Source organism: Streptomyces sp. NPDC050211, assembly GCF_040656035.1.
In the GTDB taxonomy this organism is placed as follows: domain Bacteria; phylum Actinomycetota; class Actinomycetes; order Streptomycetales; family Streptomycetaceae; genus Streptomyces.
Map to the genome: position 1 here is coordinate 177,765 of NZ_JBFALC010000002.1, position 21,398 is coordinate 199,162.

Consider the following 21,398-nt stretch of genomic DNA (forward strand, 5'->3'; position numbering starts at 1 on the left):
CCCCTGGTCATGTGCTGGTTACGGCACCCGGACCCACTGCGCCTTACTAGGCGTCCCCTGATCATCCGTGACGAACAGCATGTACCACCCCGCCTGCACCAAATTCCTGTTCTTCGGCACAGTCACCGTGATCTTGCCCCCGGACACCTTGTAGTCCAGCGCGATGGACCGCTGATCGACGTCCGTGACGTGCGTCGACGCGCTCGGCCGGATCAGCCGCACCTTCTTGATCGTCGACGCATGCTGCGAGGTGAACGTCCCCGTCCCACCGCGCTCGATCGTCTTCGGACCGCCGGACAGCGACGGCTGTGCGTCCCGGTACAGATACGGCGGCGTGTAGATCTCGATCCGCTGCTCGAACTTGCCCGGCTTGGTGTTGGCCTTGTCGCTGTACAGCGAGTCGGAGCCGAAGAACATCACCCGCCCGTCGGGCAGCAGAATCGACCCGGAGTGGTAGTTCCGGCCGACCAGCGGGTCGGCGACGCGTCGCATCTCGCCGGTCTCGGCGTCGTACATCCGCGCCTCAAGGATGTTGGAGTCGCCGCGCCCGCGGTAGTCCTCGGAGCCGCCGGAGATCAGCACGCTGTCGTCGGGCAGCACGGACGCCTGCGGATACCGTGTGCCCTTCTCCAGTGAAGGCCCGTCCGTGAACGCGGGGTTCGCGTCCTTCAGGTCGATCAGCCGGGTCTTCTCGCTCGACAGCTTGGACTCGCCGACCCCGCCGCCGCCGATCACCATGTACTTCTCGTCCTGCGCCGGCGGCAGCAGCACGGTGTTGGCGGTCTCCAGCATGTTCGCGTCGCTCAGCCCGGGCACCTTGCTGAACTTGTTGCTGTCCAGGTCCCAGACACCGGGGTCACGCCCCACGTCGTCCGGCCCGTATCCCGCGTTCGCGCCCGAGTAGAAGATCTTGCCGTTCTGCATCAGGAACAGCGCCGGATACGTCGGGAACTGCCGGATCTTCTTCGTGTACGTCCACTTCTTGGTCGCCGGGTCGAAGATCTCGTTCTTGCCGGGGACCAGCTGGCCGATGTCGTCGAGGCCGGAGACGCTGAGGATCCTGCCGTCGCTCAGGGTGGTGAGCGTCGGGTACCAGCGGGCCTCCTTCATCGGGTCGACCTTGATGTACTTCTCGGCGACCGGGTCGAACTCGAAGGCGTCCCGGATGCCCTGGAAGTCCTTCTTGTCGAGCGCGAGCTTCTGCGCGATGCCGTAGGTGTTGCGGGCGGCGGCGCCGGTCAGGCCCTGGACGCGGTAGTTGTCCTGGGTGCCGGTCTCGTACTGTCGGCCCTTCTTCTGCGCCTCGACATAGATACGGCCGAGACCGGGGTCGTTGCGCAGGAACTCGCCGGTCGCCGGGTCGAAGACCTTCTTGGCGCGCGGCACGAGCACCGGGTCCTTGGAGACGAACGTCTTGCCGTTCTCCTTGCCGGTGAACTTGGTGCCCGCGGGCAGGGTGATCGGCTTGTCCGGGTTCTCGTTGTGGACGATCATCAGGCCGCCGGCCTTGGTGACGTCACCCTTGAGCTTCTCGTACCGCTTGGTACCGCCCGCGATCAGCAGATTGCCGTTGGCGAGCTGGGTGTGGCCCGTGCAGAACAGGTCGCTGGGCGTCGGCACCTTCTTGATGGTGCCCTTGACGGGGTCCCAGATCCGGGTGTCGAACTTCTTCGCGTCGAAGTTGTCCTGGTTGTTGCCCGACCCGGCGACGAGCAGCACCTTGCCGGTGCGCAGCAGCGCCGCGTGGATGGTGTTCTGCCGGTACTCCTCCGGGAATTCGACGATCTCCCAGTGACCGTTGTCGGCTTTGTACTCGGGTCTGTTGATCTGGTACTCGTGATATTTCTCGGTCCCGACGCGGTAGAGCCACGGCCCGTTCATCCCGGCCAGCGCGAGAACCACCGCCGTGCCTATCGCGAGTCGACGGACACGGCGGCGGCCGGCCTGGTCTTTCATTCCTTACGTCCCCCAAGTCCACCAAGGGCGATCTGCATGGTCTGGTCGTTGCCGCCGACCCCCGGCTGCTGCTGCGCGGCGGCCCAGCTCGGCTTCTGCTGCGGGGCGTGTGGCGCCGGCAGCGGCTGCGGCTGGTGCTGGTGCGGCACGACCCCGCCCGCGTCCTGCGGCTCGGGCCGGCTGGGCGCGGCGGGCTTCTTCTTCTCCTGCCGCATCATGTGGCGCCACGCGAAGATGGGCGTGGCCGTGATCAGCAGGGCGAAGCAGGCCCAGATGATCATCGCGGGGTGGGAGTGGCCGTACACGAAGCCCGCGGCGATCGATCCGGCGAAGATCAGGATGAAGTACCAGTGGTACCGGAAGGTCCCGAACCAGCGGTCCGGGCTGGCCGAGTCGCCCTTGGGCGTGACCACGAACTTGCTCTTCTTGCGGAGCATCGAGTCGATCAGCGCCTTGGCGTAGAGCGGCGCCGACAGCGCGGACATCACCATGCCGGCCACACCGCCGGAGCCCTCGGGCTCGTGCGGCGAGACATTGTGGCGGCGGTTCCAGACGTACAGGCCGATCTGCAGGGCCGAGGCGTTGCCGTAGAGCATCAGCCAGATCGTCGGGTCGATGTTCACACCCGAGGCGCCCAGGCCCAGGAACAGGGCGCAACTGATCGCCGCGAGGATCCAGTTCAGGGCCGACATCGGGTAGAAGATGATCATCATCGTGTAGTTGAAGAGCTTGCTCGGCGGCAGCGAGTAGAAGCCCTTCCAGTACTGCTTGAGGATCGTTTCGTACGTCCCGCGCGACCAGCGCATCTGCTGGGTGAAGAAGTCCGTCCAGGCGCTCGGGCCCTCACCGACAGCCAGCACGTCCGGCGTGTAGACCGAGCGCCACTTCTTGCCCGTGACGGGGTTCTTGTGCCGGTGGATCTCGAAGCCGGTCGCCATGTCCTCGGTGATCGAGTCGTACAGCCCGCCGATCTGCTTCAGCGCCCTGATGCGTACGGCGTTGGAGGTGCCCACGAACATCGGCGAGCCGTAGCGGTTGCCGGCGCGCTGGATCAGGGCGTGGAAGAGGAACTGCTGGGACTCGGCGGCCTTGGTGACGAAGTTGTCGTAGTTGCCGTAGACCTGCGGGCCGATGACGAAGCCGACGTCCGGGTCGCGGAAGAAGCCGAGCATCCGCTCCAGGTAGTTGGGCAGCGGCACGTGGTCGGTGTCGACGGAGGCGAAGAAGTCGTAGTGGTCGCCGTGCGCGTCCAGCCAGGCGTTGTAGTTGCCGTGCTTGGTCTTGGCGCGGTGCGGGCCCTTGGCCTGGTTCCACTTGGCGACACCCTTGCGGCTGAAGTGGTGCACGCCGAGCCGGGCGCAGACCTCCTTGACCGCGGGGTCGTCGCCCTCGTCGAGCAGCCAGACATGCAGCAGGCCCCGGTGGCGCAGCTTGACGGCCGCCTCCAGGGTCTTCGTCACCATCTCCAGCGGCTCCTTGCCGGGCACGAAGGAGGTCAGGAAGGCGACTCTCGTGCCGGTCTCGGGCACCACCGGGATGGGGTCGCGGGCGACCAGCGTGGCGTGCGCGTTCGACAGCACGTTCATGCAGCGGAAGAACTCGATCAGGCCGATCGAGACGAGCATCACCATGTCGAGGGTCGGCAGAAAGTCGTACGCCGGATAGTCGCGCTCGGTCCAGTGCACGGGCTGGAGCAGCCAGGCGAGCAGCACGAGCGAGAGCAGCGGCGCGGCCGCCAGCATCAGGGCCACTCTGAGGCGGTGCGGCTCCTGTGAGATCAAGGAGCGGTACTGCACTCTGTAGGGCTTGTTCGGATCGGGTTGTGTGAGGGGACCCGCCAGTCGGCTGTAGTGCTCGTAGTCGTACTTCGGCAGCGTCTTCTTGATCCGGCGGAAGGCGCCGGTCCGATGCGATGGGACCCTGAGCTGGGTCGTCTGTGACGGGTCGTAATTCTGCCGGGCGCCCGTCGGCGTCGACGTCATGAGTCATCCCCCCACACGCGGATCAGCGCGTGTCTGTCGGTTCCTTACACCTGCGCCGGTCCCCCTCGACCTTCACAGGCGTATCAGTGATGGACCGCTGTCACCACATCTTCCACACCACTAGACATGAAACAGCGACCTTCCGGTTGCATGATGCCCCCCTCGGCATCGCCTCATGAACGGGGCCCCCTCTCCCCGCGACAATCCGGCAACCGGCTCCTTGCCCCCCAAGTGCCGCGAATCCACAGCATCTTGAAAAAACAGGGTTCTACGGCGTTCAGCATGATCGCAAGATGCGAAACGCGGTGTTTACCGGTCATACGCGTTCATTGTGGCAGCTGTGGGGGTCTTGTGGACCCCGTGTGGGTGAGTGGCGCGCACGGCTGTTCGACGGTGGGGCACGGGGTCAGCAGAAAGCCCCCCGCCGGAGCGAGGGGCCTAGCTGTCGGTGCGCCGCCAGGGACTCGAACCCCGGACCCGCTGATTAAGAGTCAGCTGCTCTAACCAACTGAGCTAGCGGCGCCTGCTGACCTGCACAACTTTACCGGACCCCGGAGGGTGCTCCGGACCACCGGCGCCCCGCCGGCCGGGGCCCGCCCCGGCCGCCGTACATCATTCGGACCGTCAACATGCGCGTCCGGACGACAGTTGTGAAACTGATCAACATGCACAGACGTGGACATTTCCAGCTGGAGTGTGAGGGGAATCGCATGCCGGCTCCGGCCTTCGAGGAATTCGATCCCGCGGGCGACTGCGACTGCCCGGGATGTGTTCACTGGCGGCGGGTCCTGCCGTATTCCGCGACCGGCCACGGAAGCCGTCACCCGGCCGCCCAGCGGGTGCTGGTCGTGGCCGCCGCGGCGCTCGCGGCGGGGCAGGCGGCACCGGCGCTCGCCGCCCCGCACGCGGCCCAGCGGCCGGACCTTCCCCCAGGTGACGAGCCCGCGAGCCCGCAGGGCGGCCGGGACCCGCTGCACGGTCCGGCGGGCGGGCCGATCAAGCCCGCTCCTGTGGCCAAGGTGCCCACGACCACCAGGGCGGAGATCATCAGGCGGGCCAAGACTTGGGTCAAGGCGAAGGTGCCGTACAGCATGAGCCGGTTCTGGTCCGACGGATACCGGCAGGACTGCTCGGGCTTCGTCTCGATGGCCTGGAAGCTGCCCGGCAACGAATGGACGGGCAGCCTCGGCCAGTACGGGGTGCGGGTGTCCAAGGACGATCTGCTGCCCGGCGACATTCTGCTGTTCCACAACCCGGAGAACCCGCAGAACGGCTCACACGTCGTCATCTTCGGCGGCTGGACCGATCACACGCACACCTCCTACATCGCCTACGAGTCCACCCGCCCGCACGCCCGCAGGCAGACCACCCCCTACGCCTACTGGAACAACTCCGACCGCTATCTCGCCTACCGCTACAAGGGGCTCGCCGCGGGCACGGCGGTCACGGCGGGCGCCCCCGCCGCGCAGACGTACCCGGGAGCGGCCTACTTCGGTCCCGGCGCCCACAACAAGTACGTCGCCGAGCTGGGCCGGATGCTCGTCGCCCGCGGCGCCGGCCAGTTCTACGCCTCGGGTCCGGGCTCCCGCTGGACGGACGCCGACCGCAGGGCGACCCGGGCCTTCCAGCGCGCCCAGGGCTGGACCGGCGACGACGCGGACGGGCTGCCGGGGCCGCGGACCTGGGCGCTGCTGGTCACCGGCGAGGGCAAGGACATCACCACGGGGGCGACCGCGCTGGCCGCTCCCGCCTCGCACGGGGTGCCCGGCTATCCGGGCCGGGCGATGTTCCGGCCGGGCGCCGCCAACGAGTACGTCACACAGCTCCGCCGGCAGCTGGTGAGGAAGGGATTCGGCACGCACTACACGACCGGTCAGGGTCCGCGCTGGAGCGAGGCGGACCGGCGCGGCGTCGAGGCCTTCCAGCGCTCCCAGGGCTGGCGGGGCGGCGCGGCGGACGGCTATCCGGGGCCGGAGACCTGGCGGCGGCTGTTCGCGTGACGCGAGGCCGCGCATCCCACCGTTCTGAGCATCTGACGCATCTGACGCATCTGGCGCGGAGGCTGGAGGCACCCGATGACCACGACCACGTCCCACACGCCCGAGTCCGACGGCCCCGCCGAGAGCGCGCCCCGGCCCGCCCGGCTGATCCAGAACGAGGCGACCACCGAGATCCCCGTTCATCTGCTGTTCCGCGACGACCCCAACCCGGTGTCCGTCCCCCTCAAGCCCGCCGTCGTGGGCCGGCGTCACGGGACGGGGGAGCAGCCGCGACTGCGCCGTCCCGTCCCGGCGAAGGCCCGCCCGGTGCCGGAGGTGGACCCCGCCCTGACCGAGCGCCCCGCACGCGTGCTGCCCGGTGTGGTGGGAGTGCTCGCCGGGGGGACCGGGGTGGCCGGAACTCTCCTCACCTCTTGGTGGGCGGGGGCGTTGCCGGCCCCCGTCGTTGCCGAACTGGGGCTTCCGGTGACCGGCGGGGCCGGGCTCGGGCCGGTGCAGTGGGCGGCGTACGCCGGGGCGGGGGCGCTCGGTCTGTTCGGGTTCGGCGGACTGGCCCGGGGGCGGACCGGGCGGGCCTGGGTGCTCGGGCTGTTCGGGCGCTACCGGGGGACCGTGCGGCGGACCGGGCTGATGTGGGTCAACCCACTGCTGCTGCGCCGCCGGGTCGACGTACGGCTGCGGCACTGGCGCAGCGAGCCGATGCCCGCGGCCGAGGGCAGCGGGGTCGCGCTGCGGGTCGTCGTCCTCGTGGTGTGGCGGGTGCGCGACACCGCGCGGGCCACGCTGGGCGTCGAGGACCACGAGACCTATCTGCGCGAGTGCGTGGAGGCGGCGCTCGCCCGGGTGCCGGTGGAGATGCCGGGCGGCGTACGGCCGTCGATGGACGTGGCCACCGACGCGCTGACCCGGCTGGTCGCGGCGGACGCGACGCCGGTCGGCCTGGAGGTGTTCTCGGTGCGGCCGGTGCGTGTCGAGTACGCCCCCGAGGTCGCCGCCGCCATGCACCGCCGCCGGATCGCAGCGCTGGACGCCCAGCACCGGGCGAGCATGCTGACGTCGGTCGTGGACTCGGTGGAGGACACGGTGACACGGCTGACCATGCGGGGGCTGGTGGAACTCGACGACTACGAACGCAAGGTGCTGGTGAAGGACTTGACGGTGGCGTTCTGTTCCGGACGCGGAGAAACAGGGCCCTGAACCGTGTCCGGAATGAGTTCCTCGATTGGTATGGACATGTTCAAGTAACCGCAATAATCTGAACCTTGGTCTAGACCTGCAAGCTCACTGAACTTCCCCCACGTTCTCCAGGAGCGGCAGCATGCGCACCAAGACCAAGTTGTCCGCCGTCGCGGTGGGCCTCGCCACGACCGGAGCCCTTGTGCTCTCCTCCGGCGGCGCCAGCGGCCACGGCTACACCGACCTCCCCATCAGCAGGCAGAAGCTCTGCCAGAACGGCACCGTGACCAACTGCGGCTCCATTCAGTGGGAGCCGCAGAGCGTCGAGGGCCCGAAGGGCTTCCCGGCGTCCGGCCCGGCGGACGGGCAGATATGCAACGCGGGGTTGGGCCAGTTCGCCCAGCTCAGCGCCCCGAGGACGCCGTCCGGCGCCAACTGGCCGACCACCAAGGTGACGGGTGGTCAGAGCTACACGTTCCGCTGGCAGTTCACGGCCATGCACGCCACGACCGACTTCAAGTACTACGTCACCAAGCCGGGCTGGAACCAGAACCACAACCTGGCCCGCTCGGACCTCAACCTCACCCCGTTCTTCACCGTCCCCTACAACGGCCAGCGCCCGCCGCAGACCCTCTCCCACAGCGGCACGCTGCCCTCCGGCCTGAGCGGCCGCCACGTCATCCTCGCCGTGTGGACCATCGCGGACACGAGCAACGCGTTCTACGCCTGCTCCGACGTCACGTTCTGAGCATCCCTTGAGTCAATTCGCCACCCCCCGCGGGTAGGTTTCCCGCACGCCGATCAAGACCGTTCCGGCGTGCGGGAAGCCGTACCTGACCTCGGGGGACCTCATGGAAGCGCTGTTCTACGTCATACCGCTGTTCATGATCGGCCTTGCCGGCTACGCCGCGACGAGGCTGATGCGGCGCTCCCGCGACATCCGCAGCGCCTGGAACAACGGGCTCACGGTCGAGGCGCGGTGTCTGCGGGCGTTCACGACGACGCGCAATGACTCCACGACACAGCACCACGTCTATGAGTTCACCACGCGCGACGGGCGTTACATCCGGTTCGAGGAGCAGTACGGCCCGGCGATGACCGTGGAAGGCGACATCGTCACTGTGCACTACCTGCCGGACCGCCCCGAGCGCGCCACGGCCCACGCCCCGTCACCCGGAAAGCTCGCGGCGGGCTCGGGCTGCGTGCTGCTGTTCCTCGGCGTCTTCATCGCCTTCTGCATCGCGTTCATGCTCATCGTCCACACGGCCTTCTCGGCGCTGGAAGGCTTCGGGTTCTAGGTTCCTGGGGCGCTCCTGGGGTTCTCCTAGGGCTCCACATCTGACGGTGCGTCAATTACCGTGCGCGCCCATGGAATCCAGTGCAGGCACGGTCGCGGAACTCGTCGCGGCGCGGTGGGGCGACCACCGCCCGGGGCTGTGGTGCGAGGAACGGACGTTCACCCACCACGAGATGGCGGCCGGAGCGGCGGCCCGGGCGGCGCTGATGGCCGATCTGCTGCCGCCGGGCGCCGAGCCGCACCTCGCGGTGCTGCTCGACAACACCCCTGAGTACCCGCTGTGGTTGGGCGCCGCCGCCCTCGGCGGTGCGGCCGTCGCCGGGATCAACCCCACCCGCCGCGGCCCCGAACTCGCCCGCGACATCCTGCACACCGACTGCCGGATCGTCCTCACCGACCGCACCCGCCTGCCGCTCCTCAGCGGCCTCGACCTGCCCGGCGTACGCCTGCTGTCGACCGACACACAGGAGTACGACGACCTGCTCGCGCCCTACGCCGACGCCCGCCCGGACGCCACCCGGGCCACCCCGTCCCACCGTCTCCTGCTGTACTTCACCTCCGGCTCGACCGGCGCCCCCAAGGCCGCCGTCTGCACCCAGGGCCGCCTTGCCGCCGCCGGGCACTCGCTCGCCGGCCACTTCGGGGTGGGCCGGGACGACGTGCACTACATCTGCATGCCGATGTTCCACGGCAACGCGGTGATCGCCGACTGGGCGCCCGCGCTGGCGGCCGGGGCGGGGGTGGCGCTGCGGCGGCGGTTCTCGGCGTCGGGGTTCCTGACGGACGTACGGCGCTACGGGGCGACGTACTTCACGTACGTCGGGCGGGCCGTGCAGTACATCCTCGCCACCGAGGAACGGCCCGACGACCGCGACAATCCGCTGCGGCTCGGCTTCGGCACGGAGGCGGGGGCGGTGGACGCGGCGGCGTTCGAGCGGCGGTTCGGCGTGCGGCTGGTGGAGGGATACGGGTCGTCGGAGGGCGGGGCGGCGGTGCAGTGGACGCCGGGGACGCCGACGGGGGCGGTCGGGCCTGCGACGCCCGGGCTGGTCGTACTCGATCCGGAGACGGGACAGGAGTGCCCGGCGGCTCTCTTCGACTCCACGGGGAGGCTGCTCAACGGGGAGGAGGCGATCGGCGAGCTGGTGAACCGGGGGCCGAATCCCTTCGAGGGCTACTGGCGCAACCCGGAGGCGGACGCGGCACGGCTGCGGGACGGCGCGTACTGGACCGGCGACCTCTTCTGCCGGGACGCCGACGGGTTCCTGTACTTCGCCGGGCGCGCGGACGACAGGATCCGCGTCGACAGCGAGAATCTCGCCGCCGCGATGATCGAGAACATCCTCGCCCGGTACGAGGGTGCGGACGCCGTCGCCGTGTACGCGGTGCCGGACCCGGTGACCGGGGACCAGGTGATGGCGGCGATCTCCGGGACCTTCGAGCCGGAGGGCTTCGCGCGCTTTCTGGCAGCTCAGCCCGACCTCGGGACCAAGATGGCACCCCGGTTCGTGCGGGTCGTGGAGCGGATGCCGGTCACGGCGACGAACAAGATCCACCGAGCGCAACTGCGCAAGGAGGGCGTCCGCTGCACCGATCCCGTGTGGTGGCGACCGGCGGGGGAGGACGCCTACCGAAGGCTGACGCACGCGGACATCGAAGCGGACATCGAAGAAGGGCCCCTCGCTCCCACGAGAGGCCCTTCACCGGTGCGCCGCCAGGGACTCGAACCCCGGACCCGCTGATTAAGAGTCAGCTGCTCTAACCAACTGAGCTAGCGGCGCGTGACTCCCGTCGGCTGGGCTTGGCCGCCGACGGCACAGAAAATATTACCTGGTCCTGAGGGGTGCTCCTGACCAACCTCAGATGGCCAGCGAGAGCAGCACCGGGGCGGCGTTGCGGTTCAGCGCGTCGGCTGCCTGCTTGAGGCGGTGCGCGTGCTCGACCGGGAGGGAGAGGGCGAGGCAGCCCACCGAGGAGCCGGCCGTGATCGGGACGGCGGCGCAGACCGTGCCCACCGCGTACTCCTGGAGGTCGAGGTGGGGCACGGTCGGCGGCTGGGCCTCCAGGCGGGAGAGCAGCAGCTTGTCGCTGGTGATCGTGCGCGAGGTGAGTCGGGCCATCTTGTGCCGGGAGAGATGGTCCCGGCGGCCGTTGTGGTCGAGCTGCCCGAGCAGGCTCTTGCCGATCGCGGTGGCGTGGGCGGAGTAGCGGAAGTCCACCCACTCGTTGACCGCGGGTGTGGTGGGGCCGTCGGCGTACTGCGTGACGTTGATCTCGCCGTCCACGTACCGGCTGATGTAGACGGCGGCGCCCACCGAGTCGCGCAGCCGGTCGAGGGTGCCCTGGAGCTTCTCGCGCAGGGCCTCCTCGCGGCCGTGCGCGGAGGTGAGGCGGGTGAGGGCGGCGCCGGTGACATAGGCACCGTCGGCGCCCTGCTCGACGTACCCCTCACGGCGCAACATCCGCAGCAGCGCGGGCAGCCGCTCGGCGCCGAGGCCGGTGTGCCGGGCGAGCTCGGCGTCGGTGACTCCGGCGGAGTGCCGCGCCACCGTCTCCAGGACGCGCAGGGCGTCCTGGGCCGAGTGGTACGGCGCGGTCGGCTCGTTCATCAGCGCCACGGTTTCCCCCTGCGCTCGCTCTTGGCTCGCTCTTGGGCCGCAATCCGGTCAGCGGATCCTCTCCACGATAACCGGCAAGAGGCTTGTAGTGAGCGGTTGTTGACGAGATTCCGGCCCTCTCAACAGGGGGACTGACACTCTGGCATATGCCAGAGGAAAGGGCTGCCGTTTGCGCTCCGGCAGCCCGCCCGCCTTCACCTCCTGTAATCAGAGAACCGCGCTGAGGAACTCCCGCGTTCGGTCCTGCTCCGGCTCGCTGAAGATTTTCTCCGGCGGCCCGGCCTCGATGACCCGGCCGGAATCGAACATCAGGACCTGGTCGGAGATGTCGCGGGCGAAATTCATCTCGTGGGTCACACAGAGCATCGTGATGTCCGTGGAACGGGCGATGTCCCTGAGGACGTCGAGGACACCGGCGACCAGCTCCGGGTCGAGCGCGGACGTCACCTCGTCGAGCAGCAGCACCTGCGGCCGCATCGCCAGCGCCCGCGCGATCGCGACGCGCTGCTGCTGGCCGCCGGAGAGCTGGGAGGGGTGGGCGTCGCACTTGTCGCTGAGCCCCACCAGGTCCAGCAGCCCGCGCGCCCGCTCCTCCGCCTCGTCCTTGCTCATGCCGAGCACGGTGACCGGTGCCTCGGTGATGTTCCTCAGCACCGTCATGTTCGGGAACAGGTTGAACTGCTGGAAGACCATCCCGATCTTCTTGCGGACCTCACGGACCTGCTTCTCCGGCGCGGGGAACAACTGCTCCCCGTCCACGGTGATGGTCCCCTCGTCGGGCTTGGTCAGCGTCATCAGCAGCCGCAGGATCGTGGTCTTGCCGGAGCCGGACGGGCCGATCAGGGTGACGTGCTTGCCCGCGCTCACGGAGAAGTCGAGATGGTCGAGGACCGTGTTCTCGCCGAACCGCTTGGTCACGTTCTCCAGGCGGATCAGTTCGGACGAGGAGGCCGGCACGTCGGTCGGGTTCTTTTCGGTGTCAACGGACAAGGCGTCGCTCCAGGGTGCGCAGCAGGACGGAGGCGAGATAGGAGATGAGGATGAAGGCCACGCCGATCACGGTCAGCGGCTCGGTGAAGCGGAAGGTCTGCTGGGAGAACAGCCGTGCCTCGCCCATCATGTCCAGCACGGTGATGGCCATCAGCATCGGCGTGTCCTTCAGCATCGCGATCACGTAGTTGCCGAGCGCGGGCACGACCCGGCGGATCGCCTGCGGCAGGATCACCACGGTCCACGTCCGCCTGAGCGGCAGGTTCAGCGCGGTCGCCGCCTCCCACTGGCCGACGGGCACCGCTTCGATACCGGCCCGGTAGACCTGCATCGTGTACGTCGAGTAGTGCAGGCCGATCGCGAAGACGCCGGTGGTCAGCGCGGAGAAGGTGATGTTCCACTCGGGCAGGACGTAGAAGAGGAAGAACAGCTGCACCAGCAGCGGGGTGTTGCGTACGAACTCCGTGAGGACCCCGACCGGCCAGGTCACCCAGCGCGTCGGCACCCGCATCAGCAGCGCCCACACCAGACCCAGCGCGAACGAGATCAGCGAGCCGAGCACCAGCGCTTGCAGGGTGACCAGCAGGCCGTCCCAGAAGTGCGGCATGAAGTCGGCGACCGCTCCCCAGTCCCAGTTCACGCGACACCACTCCCCTCAGGCACGCGCACCGCGGACACCTTCTTCTCCGGCTTCTTGCCGACCCCGGCCTTCAACTTCTTCTCCAGTCCGCGCATCACACGCGTCAGCAGGAAGGCGATCACGAAGTAGATCAGCAGGATGTACGTGTAGATCTCCGCGCTCTCCTGCAGGGCGAGCCGCACCAGGCTGCCGCTGAACGCCAGATCGCCCATGCCCATGATCGACACCAGCGCGGTGCCCTTGAGCAGCTCGATCAGCAGGTTGGAGAACGGCGGGATCATCTCCGGCACCGCCTGCGGCAGCAGGATCAGCCGCATTCGCTGCCAGGGCGTGAAGCTGAGCGCGATCCCGCCCTCCTTCTGCGCCGGGTCCACGGCGGCCAGCGCGCCGCGCACGATCTCGGAGCCGTACGCCCCGTAGGTCAGTCCGAGCGCCAGCGTGCCCGCCCACATCGGCACCAGCTGCCAGCCGAAGGCGGGCGGCAGCACGAAGTACACCCAGAAGATCATGACGAGCGCCGACGTTCCGCGGAACACCTCGGTGTAGAAGCCCGCGAGGAAGCGGACGATCCGCAGCCGGTGGACGCGGGCGGTGCCGACGATGAACGACACGGCCGCCGCGAGCAGCGCGCTGAAGACGAGCAGCTGGATCGTGACCCAGAGGCCCTTGAGTACCAGTTCCCACAGTCCCGAGGTCATCCGCCGCACAGCTCCTTCGCGGTGAGATCGGTCATCTCGGCCTCGGTGAAGCCGAAGGGCCGGAGGATGCGGAGCAGCTCTCCGCTCTGCTTGAGCTTGCGCAGTTCCACATTGAAGGCGTCGCGGAGGTTCGTCTCCGTCGGACGGAACGCGAAGGCGCCCCCGTCGACATGCGGCTTCCCGCCGACGAGTGGCTTGAACGGCTCGGTCGACTCGGCCTTGGCGGACTTCTTCACCACCTCACGGGTGGTGAGCGCGGTCCCGGCGAAGACGTCGACGCGCCCCGCCTCCACCGCGTTCAGCCCGGCGACCTGATCCTGGACGATCATGATGTCGCTCTCCTTGTACCCCGCCTCGACGGCGTACTGGATCTCCGCGTAACCGGTCCCGGTCGCGAACTTCGCCTTCTTCTCGACGACGTCCTTGTAGTTGTGCAGCCCTTTGGGATTCCCCTTGCGCACGATGAAGGCGTCGAGCATCTGGTAGTCGGGATCGGCGAAGATCACCTCCGCGCAGCGCTCGGGATTGACGTACATCCCCGCCGCCACGACGTCGAACTGCTGCACGTTCAGCCCCGGAATGAGCGACCCGAACTCCGTCGGCACGGCCTGCACGCTGTCCACGCCGAGCCGTTTGAAGATCACCTTCGCCAACTCCGGCGCCTCACCGGTGAGTTCGCCGTTCGTATCGATGTATCCGAACGGGATCTCGCCCGCGATCCCGAGCCGTACGACACCCTGCGCCTTCAGCCGGTCGAGCAGATCACCGCCCTCCGTGGACGAAGCCGAGGCCACGCGTGAGCAGCCCGCGGCGCCCAGCGCGCCGACCGCCGCCACCCCCGCGAGCAGCGACCGGCGCGTGGGCCCGGACATATATGAGCCATGTTCCAGTGATGGAGCCATGGCGGCGCGGCTACCCGACCTCATGCGAGTTATGCGGGCCGATTTGAGCCCCGTTCCTGGCCACGCCCTCTTGACCGGCGGGGCACCATGGACTGCATGGCTGATCGCTACATCGAGGTATCGCTGGTCAAGCGCGGAATCACCTGCCGGGCCCGGCTGCTCGACGACCGCGCACCGATCACCTGCGCCGCCGTCTGGGATTCCCTGCCGCTTTCCGGCGACGTCTACCACGCGAAATACGCACGCAATGAGATCTACGCCCTTTTCGCGCCGTTCGCGGACGCGGAGCCGCCTCTGGAGAATCCGACGGTGACCCCCATCCCGGGGGACCTCTGTTACTTCTCCTTCGCGGGAGCGGAACTGGGCACGAAGGCCTACGGCTACGACCGCGAGGTCCGCGCCGGCACGACCCTCGTCGACCTCGCCCTCTTCTACGAGCGCAACAACCTGCTGCTCAACGCTGACGTGGGGTGGGTACCGGGGATCGTCTGGGGGACGGTGGTCGAGGGCCTCACGGAGATGGCGGAGGGCTGCAACGACCTGTGGCGGACCGGGGCGGCGGGGGAGAGCCTCAGCTTCCGGAGGGTATGACGCGCCTTGCCGCAGGGTTGGCCCGGCCCTCCCGGGGAGAGAGGAGGGCCAGGCCGGCGCGGGGGATCAGGCGTTGGGGCAGGTGTCGCGGTACTGGCTGATCGCCGTGTTCGGGGCGGGCGCCGGGCAGAGGAACTGGTCGTAGCGGGTGTCGTTGTCGACGAAACGCTTCAGCCAGGACAGGGCGTACTTGGCGGTGGTGACGTTCTCGCTGACGGGGGCGAGATGGCTGCCGTTCAGCATTTCCAGGTACGCCTTTTCGGGCGCGGCCGTCATGGACGTGTACATCGGGATCGACATGGAGGCGACCGGGGCGAGGGTGTCGGACTGGCCTCCGATGATCATCGTAGGCACCCTGACGCTCTCCCAGGTGGAGTCGGTTTCCCAGGGCGCCAGCGGAATCGCCGCCTTCAGGGACGACCGGTTCTGCGCCGCCCACAGCGAGCCCCCGCCGCCCATCGAATGCCCCATGACCGCGAGGCGGTTGGGGTCGACGCGATCGCGGACCGGACTCCTCGTGGTCAGATGGTCGAGCGCGGCGAGCAGTTGGCTGCCGCGGCTCTGCGGCTGATCGAACAGCCCGTTGGAGTCCAGGGTGAAGACGACGAAGCCCTGCGAGGCCAGACGGGGGCCCAGCCACTGGACCACGGACTGGGGCGAGACGAAACCGGGAATGACCGCGACCGCGCCGAACGTGCCCTGACTGGTGTCGGTCGGGTAGTAGATCGTGCCGCCGTTGAAGCCGGTGCCGCTGCCGGACGGCACGCTCACCTGGCCGATGGCGAACGGGCCGCGGGCGGCGATGACACTGGCCTGCGTGGGGGCGGGGCCGCGCTCGTACGGGTTCTGTGCCGCCTCGGCCGGGGTGTTGACGCCCAGCAGCACGGTCAGGGACAGACCGGTGAGCAGTACTCCTAACCTTTTTCTCAGCGCTGGTTTCACGGAGAGTCCTCTCGTGAGTGTGGGGGTTTCGAGAGGACATCGTGGAATCAGGGAGACCGGCGTGCTGCATGTGACGACGGGCAATTCGCGGCCTTGTTTGTCGGTCTCCGACAAGGTTGGCGCGATGCCGATAAAACGATCAACTCACCTTGTCATGCAGGTGAGTTGACGAGGTGAACGATCTGCCTGGACCATCCGGGGGGACGGAAGAGGATGCCTGTGACTGTCATCGACCCACCGTTGGCGAAGTCGCTGTCGGACCTGCTCCGGCCGCACCTCCCGGACGCCGTCGAGGAGATCGAGCGCGAGGTCCGGGTGCATGTTCACGAAGGCGGTCCGCCCGTGGACGCCGACTACCGCAGAGCCGTCCGTCAGGTCATCAACGAAACCGTCGCCCACTTCGTCGACTCGCTCGGCCGGGACGCCACGGGTTCCACCCAACTGACCGTGCTGTACAGCCAGTTGGGAGCCGAGGCGGCCCGCCGGGGCTATAGCCTCGACCGGTTGCAGACCGCGCTCAGGCTGAGCGGGCAGGTCGCCTGCCGCCGGTTCATCAAGGACGCCTACCGGTTCTCCTGGTCCAAGGAGACCCTCTCCTCGCTCACCGACGGCCTCTTCGGGCTCCTCGCCCAGGCGGCCGACGCCGGCGCCCAGGGGTTGGTGACTGCTCGTCGGTGAGTGCGTACGAGGTCGAGTTAGCTCGATCGTGTGATGGTCCGCTCGCGAGCTTGCGGCGCACTGGGCCGACCGGGCTACGGTGATCGTGCGACCTGGGACGCCGAGTGCGGCGCCAGCGTGCGGAGCCCCCGCTCCACCAGAGTGATGGTTCGGGGCCTCTCCGTCGCCTCTGGCTGTACCCGTCGGCCAGATCGCGCAGGGAACTGGCCTCCCGGGCCCGGACCACGCACAGGATGCGTGTCGCCGCCCCGGGGTTGAGTACGCCGGGGACCAGTGCGCCCAAGACCGTTCGGGGCGTGCGGCTGAACGGGCTCACTCCCGCTCAGTCATCAGGAACGGTACGCGCGTCAGCAGGGTCATCTGGCCACTGACCGGGAGCGCCGGCGCCGGCGACTGCGTGATCTGCTGGTCCGCGAGCCGCCGCCGGAACCCGGCATGATCCACGAGCAGGCCAGGGCGGCCGACTGGAGGGTGCCCGGCACGGTCGCGGTGGTCGCCCTGCCACCGCGCCGCCGGGTGCCGCTGCTGACCACGCTCCTCGCCTATCTCCAGTGCGGTGACAACGCCGTGATCACGAGCGCCCGGCTCCAGGTCCACGAACAGACCGTCCGCTACCGGCTGCGGCGGATAGCGGAACTGACCGGCACCCGGTGCCACGACCCCGCCGACCGGCTCGACCTCATGATCACCCTGACCTGGCTGCTGCACACCGACGGCATCACCACCGCACCCGGGAGCCCCGCCGTCACAAGCTCCGCCGTCACACCTGCACGATCGGCTCCCTCGTGAACAGCGAACCCAGCACCGGCGCGTTCACCCGCCGGTCCGTCAGCCGCAGCGCCTCCCAGACCGTGACCTGATTCGCGGTGAGGACCGGCTTGCCCAGTTCCTTCTCCAGGGCCGGGAGGTGGGAGGCGGTGTGGAGGGCGGTGTCCGGGAGGAGGACCGCTTCCGCGTCCGTGTGGTCCGCCTCGCGGGCCAGCGTCAGGACCTCTTCCTCGCCCCAGGTGCCGACCTCGGCCGCCGTGATGATGCCGGAGCCGCGGACGGAGAGCACCTCCGCGCCGCCCGCCCGCAGGAACTGAGCGAACAGGTCCGCCACGTCCGATGGATACGTCGCGCCGACCGCGACCCGCCGCACGTCCAGCTCCCGCACCGCGTGCACGAAGGCGAAGGACGTCGAGGAGGCGGGCATGCCCGCCGCGAGGGCGAGGGTGCGGACCTGGTCGTGGGCGCCCTCCCAGCCGTAGACGAAGCTGCCGCTGGTGCAGGCCCACACCACCGCCTCGGCGCCGGTCAGGCGGAGGGCCTCGGTGCCCGCCGCGAGTCGTTCCGCCGAGCCCATCCGGAGCAGCGCGTCGACGCGGTGGGCGTCCTCGCCGATGTCCGTGTGGATCACGTCGAGCCGGATGTCGCTGCCCAGGAGCTGCTCGATGCGTGGATAGTCGTCCTCGGCGGAGTGGCCCGGGTAGAGGAATCCGAGTGCTGTCATGTCCACCCTTCCTGCTGCTGCTCTTCCTCCGGCAGTACGGGGCCGGAACCCTCCGGCAGTACGGCGCCGGAACTCTCCGGCACCACGGGGCCGATCCGCGCGGCCGGATCGATCAGCCGCTGATACGGCCCCACCGCTCGGGTACCCAGTCGGCGCAGTGCCGCCCACATCGTCACCTGGTTGGCCGACAGCACCGGCAGGCGCAGTTCCGCCTCGAGTTGGGGGATGACGTCGTACGTGGGCAGGTTGGTGCAGCTGATGAACAGGGCGTCCGCCCCGCCCCGGCTCACCGCCTGCCGGGCCATGTCCGCGACGTTCCGGTACGGCACCTTCCAGATGTGCCGGGTCAGGCCCATGAAAGCGCAGCCCGTGACCGTGACGCCCGCCTCCGCCACGTACTTCTCCAGCGAGCGGGTCACCGACACCGTGTACGGCGTCACCAGCGCGACCCTTCGCGCGCCCAGCGAGGCCAGCGCCTCCAGCAGCGCGCCGGACGTCGTGAGGGACGGCACGGCGCCCTCGCGGGTCATCGCCTCGCACATCGCGCGTTCGCCCGCGATGCCGCCGACGAAGCTGCCGGAGGTGCAGGCGTAGGCGACGACCTCGGGTGTGATGGCGTTCAGGGTGCGCACGGCGTCTCCGAGCGTCTCGTGCTCGCTGACCAGCCTGGCCAGGTCGAGGCTGACCTCGACGGGCACGAACGGCGTGCGCGTGAGGTGGAGGGAGATGTCGTCGGGCACCCAGCGCCACAGCTCGCGATCGAGCGCGAAGTCGAAGGGGGCAACTACACCGACACCGCGCTGAGGGCGCGGTCCGCCCAGAAAGGAGACGTCCATGGCAGGCACCGGCCTCACATGAGAAGCGAGAGGGCAGCGGACCCAACGCCCGCCCATGTTGACGAAGGTAGGTTCGGGTGCGAGCGTGGTCAATCCTCGCATGTCGCCCGCAGGTCAACGTGTCGTTACCGGCACATCACCGCCCACGTCAGACGACTGTCATCGCCGAGAAATCGCCGAGAAACGGCCCCCGAATGACCTCACCCCCGTCCGCCCCCACCCTCCTCGTCCTCGACGCAGAGCCGCCGCCCCGCCTCGGCCGCCTCACCGGCCGCGCGCGCATCGAACACGCCGACCCCTCGACCCTCGCCGAGCGCCTCCCGCACGCCGATGTGCTCCTGGTCTGGGACTTCACCTCACATGCCGTGCGCGAGGCCTGGCCGGGCGAGGGACCGCGCCCGCGCTGGGTGCACACGGCGAGCGCGGGCGTGGACCATCTGATGTGCCCGGCGCTGGCCGACTCCGACACGGTGGTCACCAATGCGCGCGGCGTCTTCGACCAGCCCATCGCCGAGTACGTCGCCGCGCTCGTCCTCGCGATGGCCAAGGATCTGCCGCGGACGTGGGAGCTGCAGCGCGCCCGGGAGTGGCGCCACCGCGAGTCGCAGCGGGTCGCGGGCACGCGCGCCTGCATCGTCGGCACGGGCCCGATCGGGCGGACGATCGCCCGTACCCTCAAGGCCCTCGAAGTGACGACCGCGCTCGTCGGGCGCGCCTCGCGCACCGGCGTCCACGGCCCCGAGGACCTCGACCGGCTGATGGCCCGCGCCGACTGGGTGATCGCCGCCGCGCCGCTCACCGAGCAGACGCACGGCATGTTCGACGCCCGCCGCTTCGGCATGATGCAGCCCTCCGCCCGCTTCATCAACGTCGGCCGCGGCCAGCTGGTCGTCGAGGACGCGCTCGCCGAGGCGCTGGCCAAGCGGTGGATCGCGGGCGCCGCCCTGGATGTCTTCGAGCACGAGCCCCTCACCCCCGACAGCCCGCTGTGGCAGTTGCCCGGCCTGATCGTGTCCCCGCACATGAGCGGCGACACGATCGGCTGGCGGGACGAACTCGGCCGGCAGTTCGTGGAGTTGTACGAACGCTGGGAGGCGGGCAGATCACTGCTGAACGTGGTCGACAAGAAGCGCGGGTACGTACCCGGACGCTGACGTCCCTGGGAGGGTCTGCATGTCGGAGCTCACCGAGCTGACCGCCGTACAACTCGTCAACGGCTACCGAAAGGGCGAATTCAGCCCCGTCGAGGCGACCCGAGCGGCCCTGGAACGGGCCGAGCAGCTGCAGCCGCTCGTCAACGCGTTCGTACGTCTCGACCCCGAGGACGCGCTCGCGCGGGCCGCGGAGTCGGCGGAACGGTGGCGGCGCGGGGAGCCGGCCGGGCTGGTGGACGGGGTGCCGGTGACGGTGAAGGACATCCTGCTGATGCGGGGCGGGCCGACGCTCAAGGGCTCCAAGGCCATTGATCCGAACGGCCGTTGGGACGAGGACGCCCCCTCCGTCGCCCGGCTGCGCGAGCACGGTGCCGTGTTCCTCGGGAAGACTACGACGCCTGAGTTCGGCTGGAAGGGCGTCACGGACTCACCGCTGACCGGGGTGACCCGCAATCCGCACGACACCTCACGCACCGCGGGCGGCTCGAGCGGCGGAAGCGCGGCGGCCGTGGCGCTGGGCGCGGGGCCCTTGTCCCTCGGCACGGACGGCGGAGGCAGTGTCCGCATCCCGGCCGCCTTCTGCGGGATCTTCGCGCTGAAGCCGACGTACGGGCGAGTGGCGCTGTATCCGGCGAGCGCCTTCGGCACGCTCGCGCACGTCGGGCCGATGACGCGGGACGCGGCGGACGCGGCCCTGCTGATGGACGTGATCGGCGCTCCCGACACCCGGGACTGGTCGGCGCTCGCACCGACCACCTCCTTCGTCCAGGCCCTCGCGGGCGGCGTCCGCGGCCTGCGGGTCGCCTACTCGCCCGCCCTGGGCGGTCAGGTGGCGGTCCGTCCCGCGGTCGCCGCGGCCGTACGGGGCGCCGTGGAACGCCTGGCCGGGCTCGGCGCGTACGTCGAGGAGACCGACCCCGACTTCACCGACCCGGTGGACGCCTTCCACACCCTGTGGTTCAGCGGCGCGGCCCGGGTGACCCAGCACTTCGGGCCGCACCAGCGGGAGTTGCTCGATCCGGGACTCCAGGAGATCTGCGCGCTCGGCGCCCGCTACAGCGCGCTGGACTACCTCGCCGCGGTCGACGTCCGCATGGAACTCGGGCGCCGGATGGGGCAGTTCCACGAGTCGTACGACCTGCTGGTCACGCCGACCCTGCCGATCACCGCGTTCGAAGCGGGCGCCGAGGTACCGAAAGGGTCGGGGCACCGGCGGTGGACGGGGTGGACGCCGTTCACCTACCCGTTCAACATGACCCAGCAGCCGGCGGCGACGGTGCCGGTGGGGACGGACGGGGAGGGGCTGCCGATCGGGCTGCAGATCGTGGGGGCGCGGCACCGGGACGATCTGGTCCTGCGGGCGGCGCATGCGCTCTACGAGGCAGGGGGCGCCGGTCCCCGGGAATAAACGGAGACAGCCTCCTGTTGTTTGCCGCGGACAGCGCA

At 69.3% G+C, this 21,398-nt stretch carries 20 protein-coding genes and 2 tRNA genes; 10 read left to right on the forward strand and 12 right to left on the reverse strand.

The window, feature by feature from the left end:
* Window positions 1–18 precede the first annotated feature (18 nt).
* The 3 genes from AB0I98_RS02760 to AB0I98_RS02770 form a co-directional block, all read right to left on the reverse strand.
* Window positions 19–1,956, reverse strand: coding sequence for a kelch motif-containing protein (locus AB0I98_RS02760; protein WP_362934229.1), 1,938 nt, complete (start codon window positions 1,954–1,956; stop codon window positions 19–21).
* The gene (locus AB0I98_RS02765) at window positions 1,953–3,938 is read right to left on the reverse strand and encodes a glycosyltransferase family 2 protein (RefSeq protein ID WP_362934232.1); all 1,986 of its coding nucleotides are present in this window, start codon (window positions 3,936–3,938) and stop codon (window positions 1,953–1,955) included. Before AB0I98_RS02765 ends, AB0I98_RS02760 begins: the two co-directional genes overlap by 4 nt.
* 449 nt (window positions 3,939–4,387) lie before the next feature.
* Window positions 4,388–4,461, reverse strand: a tRNA-Lys gene (locus AB0I98_RS02770).
* 187 nt (window positions 4,462–4,648) lie between these two features.
* Here AB0I98_RS02770 and AB0I98_RS02775 point away from each other — a divergent pair.
* The 5 genes from AB0I98_RS02775 (at window position 4,649) to AB0I98_RS02795 (ending at window position 10,153) form a co-directional block, all read left to right on the forward strand.
* Window positions 4,649–5,938: a peptidoglycan-binding protein gene (locus tag AB0I98_RS02775; protein WP_362934235.1), complete on the forward strand. Its 1,290-nt coding sequence runs from the start codon at window positions 4,649–4,651 to the stop codon at window positions 5,936–5,938.
* Between the two features lie 75 nt (window positions 5,939–6,013).
* A complete protein-coding gene (locus AB0I98_RS02780; RefSeq protein WP_362934238.1) occupies window positions 6,014–7,135 on the forward strand; it encodes an SPFH domain-containing protein in 1,122 nt (373 codons plus the stop codon).
* A 121-nt stretch (window positions 7,136–7,256) separates the two neighbouring features.
* Window positions 7,257–7,862, forward strand: a complete 606-nt coding sequence (locus AB0I98_RS02785; RefSeq protein WP_362934241.1) for a lytic polysaccharide monooxygenase — start codon at window positions 7,257–7,259, stop codon at window positions 7,860–7,862.
* A 103-nt stretch (window positions 7,863–7,965) separates the two neighbouring features.
* The gene (locus AB0I98_RS02790; RefSeq protein WP_362934244.1) at window positions 7,966–8,412 is read left to right on the forward strand and encodes a DUF3592 domain-containing protein; all 447 of its coding nucleotides are present in this window, start codon (window positions 7,966–7,968) and stop codon (window positions 8,410–8,412) included.
* Between the two features lie 70 nt (window positions 8,413–8,482).
* Complete coding sequence (locus tag AB0I98_RS02795) at window positions 8,483–10,153, forward strand: long-chain-fatty-acid--CoA ligase (RefSeq protein WP_362934247.1); 1,671 nt, start codon at window positions 8,483–8,485, stop codon at window positions 10,151–10,153.
* On the opposite strand, the gene AB0I98_RS02800 is transcribed toward AB0I98_RS02795, so the two are convergent.
* The 6 genes from AB0I98_RS02800 to ehuB form a co-directional block, all read right to left on the reverse strand.
* Window positions 10,119–10,192 (reverse strand) — tRNA-Lys (locus AB0I98_RS02800). The genes AB0I98_RS02795 and AB0I98_RS02800 overlap by 35 nt on opposite strands.
* A gap of 78 nt (window positions 10,193–10,270) precedes the next feature.
* Window positions 10,271–11,029, reverse strand: a complete 759-nt coding sequence (locus tag AB0I98_RS02805; RefSeq protein ID WP_362934250.1) for an IclR family transcriptional regulator C-terminal domain-containing protein — start codon at window positions 11,027–11,029, stop codon at window positions 10,271–10,273.
* A 207-nt stretch (window positions 11,030–11,236) separates the two neighbouring features.
* A complete protein-coding gene (ehuA, locus tag AB0I98_RS02810) occupies window positions 11,237–12,019 on the reverse strand; it encodes an ectoine/hydroxyectoine ABC transporter ATP-binding protein EhuA (RefSeq protein ID WP_362934253.1) in 783 nt (260 codons plus the stop codon).
* Window positions 12,009–12,659: an ectoine/hydroxyectoine ABC transporter permease subunit EhuD gene (gene ehuD / locus AB0I98_RS02815; protein WP_362934256.1), complete on the reverse strand. Its 651-nt coding sequence runs from the start codon at window positions 12,657–12,659 to the stop codon at window positions 12,009–12,011. Before ehuD ends, ehuA begins: the two co-directional genes overlap by 11 nt.
* Window positions 12,656–13,357: an ectoine/hydroxyectoine ABC transporter permease subunit EhuC gene (gene ehuC, locus AB0I98_RS02820; protein ID WP_362934259.1), complete on the reverse strand. Its 702-nt coding sequence runs from the start codon at window positions 13,355–13,357 to the stop codon at window positions 12,656–12,658. Before ehuC ends, ehuD begins: the two co-directional genes overlap by 4 nt.
* Window positions 13,354–14,229 (reverse strand): ectoine/hydroxyectoine ABC transporter substrate-binding protein EhuB, encoded by an 876-nt coding sequence (ehuB, locus tag AB0I98_RS02825; RefSeq protein WP_362934262.1) that lies wholly within the window; start codon window positions 14,227–14,229, stop codon window positions 13,354–13,356. The genes ehuC and ehuB overlap by 4 nt, the downstream gene beginning before the upstream one ends.
* Window positions 14,230–14,355: 126 nt before the next feature.
* Here ehuB and AB0I98_RS02830 point away from each other — a divergent pair, with 126 nt between their 5' ends.
* Window positions 14,356–14,850, forward strand: coding sequence for a DUF3830 family protein (locus AB0I98_RS02830; RefSeq protein WP_362934265.1), 495 nt, complete (start codon window positions 14,356–14,358; stop codon window positions 14,848–14,850).
* A gap of 66 nt (window positions 14,851–14,916) precedes the next feature.
* On the opposite strand, the gene AB0I98_RS02835 is transcribed toward AB0I98_RS02830, so the two are convergent.
* Window positions 14,917–15,759, reverse strand: a complete 843-nt coding sequence (locus AB0I98_RS02835; RefSeq protein ID WP_362934852.1) for an alpha/beta hydrolase — start codon at window positions 15,757–15,759, stop codon at window positions 14,917–14,919.
* Window positions 15,760–16,005: 246 nt separating this feature from the next.
* Between AB0I98_RS02835 and AB0I98_RS02840 the strand changes: the two genes are divergently transcribed.
* Window positions 16,006–16,470 carry a hypothetical protein gene (locus AB0I98_RS02840; protein WP_362934268.1) on the forward strand — a complete coding sequence of 155 codons (465 nt, stop codon included), beginning with the start codon at window positions 16,006–16,008 and terminating at the stop codon, window positions 16,468–16,470.
* 435 nt (window positions 16,471–16,905) lie between these two features.
* A complete protein-coding gene (locus AB0I98_RS02845; protein ID WP_362934271.1) occupies window positions 16,906–17,259 on the forward strand; it encodes a helix-turn-helix domain-containing protein in 354 nt (117 codons plus the stop codon).
* On the opposite strand, the gene AB0I98_RS02850 is transcribed toward AB0I98_RS02845, so the two are convergent.
* Both AB0I98_RS02850 and AB0I98_RS02855 read right to left on the reverse strand, forming a co-directional pair.
* Window positions 17,231–17,962, reverse strand: coding sequence for a decarboxylase (locus AB0I98_RS02850; protein ID WP_362934274.1), 732 nt, complete (start codon window positions 17,960–17,962; stop codon window positions 17,231–17,233). The genes AB0I98_RS02845 and AB0I98_RS02850 overlap by 29 nt on opposite strands.
* Window positions 17,959–18,798: an aspartate/glutamate racemase family protein gene (locus AB0I98_RS02855; RefSeq protein ID WP_362934277.1), complete on the reverse strand. Its 840-nt coding sequence runs from the start codon at window positions 18,796–18,798 to the stop codon at window positions 17,959–17,961. Before AB0I98_RS02855 ends, AB0I98_RS02850 begins: the two co-directional genes overlap by 4 nt.
* 194 nt (window positions 18,799–18,992) lie before the next feature.
* On the opposite strand from AB0I98_RS02855, the gene AB0I98_RS02860 reads away from it, so the two are divergent.
* Window positions 18,993–19,952, forward strand: coding sequence for a D-2-hydroxyacid dehydrogenase (locus AB0I98_RS02860; protein ID WP_362934280.1), 960 nt, complete (start codon window positions 18,993–18,995; stop codon window positions 19,950–19,952).
* A 19-nt stretch (window positions 19,953–19,971) separates the two neighbouring features.
* A complete protein-coding gene (locus AB0I98_RS02865; RefSeq protein WP_362934283.1) occupies window positions 19,972–21,360 on the forward strand; it encodes an amidase in 1,389 nt (462 codons plus the stop codon).
* Window positions 21,361–21,398: the final 38 nt, after the last annotated feature.

What these genes read in the sequence shown, in the direction of transcription:
- AB0I98_RS02845 (WP_362934271.1), top strand. Translation starts at nt 16,906, where the DNA reads ATGATCCACGAGCAGGCCAGGGCGGCCGACTGGAGGGTGCCCGGCACG.
- AB0I98_RS02860 (WP_362934280.1), top strand. Translation starts at nt 18,993, where the DNA reads ATGACCTCACCCCCGTCCGCCCCCACCCTCCTCGTCCTCGACGCAGAG.
- AB0I98_RS02795 (WP_362934247.1), top strand. Translation starts at nt 8,483, where the DNA reads ATGGAATCCAGTGCAGGCACGGTCGCGGAACTCGTCGCGGCGCGGTGG.
- AB0I98_RS02830 (WP_362934265.1), top strand. Translation starts at nt 14,356, where the DNA reads ATGGCTGATCGCTACATCGAGGTATCGCTGGTCAAGCGCGGAATCACC.
- AB0I98_RS02790 (WP_362934244.1), top strand. Translation starts at nt 7,966, where the DNA reads ATGGAAGCGCTGTTCTACGTCATACCGCTGTTCATGATCGGCCTTGCC.
- AB0I98_RS02855 (WP_362934277.1), bottom strand. Translation starts at nt 18,798, where the DNA reads ATGGACGTCTCCTTTCTGGGCGGACCGCGCCCTCAGCGCGGTGTCGGT.
- AB0I98_RS02760 (WP_362934229.1), bottom strand. Translation starts at nt 1,956, where the DNA reads ATGAAAGACCAGGCCGGCCGCCGCCGTGTCCGTCGACTCGCGATAGGC.
- AB0I98_RS02780 (WP_362934238.1), top strand. Translation starts at nt 6,014, where the DNA reads ATGACCACGACCACGTCCCACACGCCCGAGTCCGACGGCCCCGCCGAG.
- AB0I98_RS02775 (WP_362934235.1), top strand. Translation starts at nt 4,649, where the DNA reads ATGCCGGCTCCGGCCTTCGAGGAATTCGATCCCGCGGGCGACTGCGAC.
- ehuB (WP_362934262.1), bottom strand. Translation starts at nt 14,229, where the DNA reads ATGTCCGGGCCCACGCGCCGGTCGCTGCTCGCGGGGGTGGCGGCGGTC.
- AB0I98_RS02850 (WP_362934274.1), bottom strand. Translation starts at nt 17,962, where the DNA reads ATGACAGCACTCGGATTCCTCTACCCGGGCCACTCCGCCGAGGACGAC.
- AB0I98_RS02865 (WP_362934283.1), top strand. Translation starts at nt 19,972, where the DNA reads ATGTCGGAGCTCACCGAGCTGACCGCCGTACAACTCGTCAACGGCTAC.
- AB0I98_RS02765 (WP_362934232.1), bottom strand. Translation starts at nt 3,938, where the DNA reads ATGACGTCGACGCCGACGGGCGCCCGGCAGAATTACGACCCGTCACAG.
- ehuC (WP_362934259.1), bottom strand. Translation starts at nt 13,357, where the DNA reads ATGACCTCGGGACTGTGGGAACTGGTACTCAAGGGCCTCTGGGTCACG.
- AB0I98_RS02840 (WP_362934268.1), top strand. Translation starts at nt 16,006, where the DNA reads ATGCCTGTGACTGTCATCGACCCACCGTTGGCGAAGTCGCTGTCGGAC.
- AB0I98_RS02785 (WP_362934241.1), top strand. Translation starts at nt 7,257, where the DNA reads ATGCGCACCAAGACCAAGTTGTCCGCCGTCGCGGTGGGCCTCGCCACG.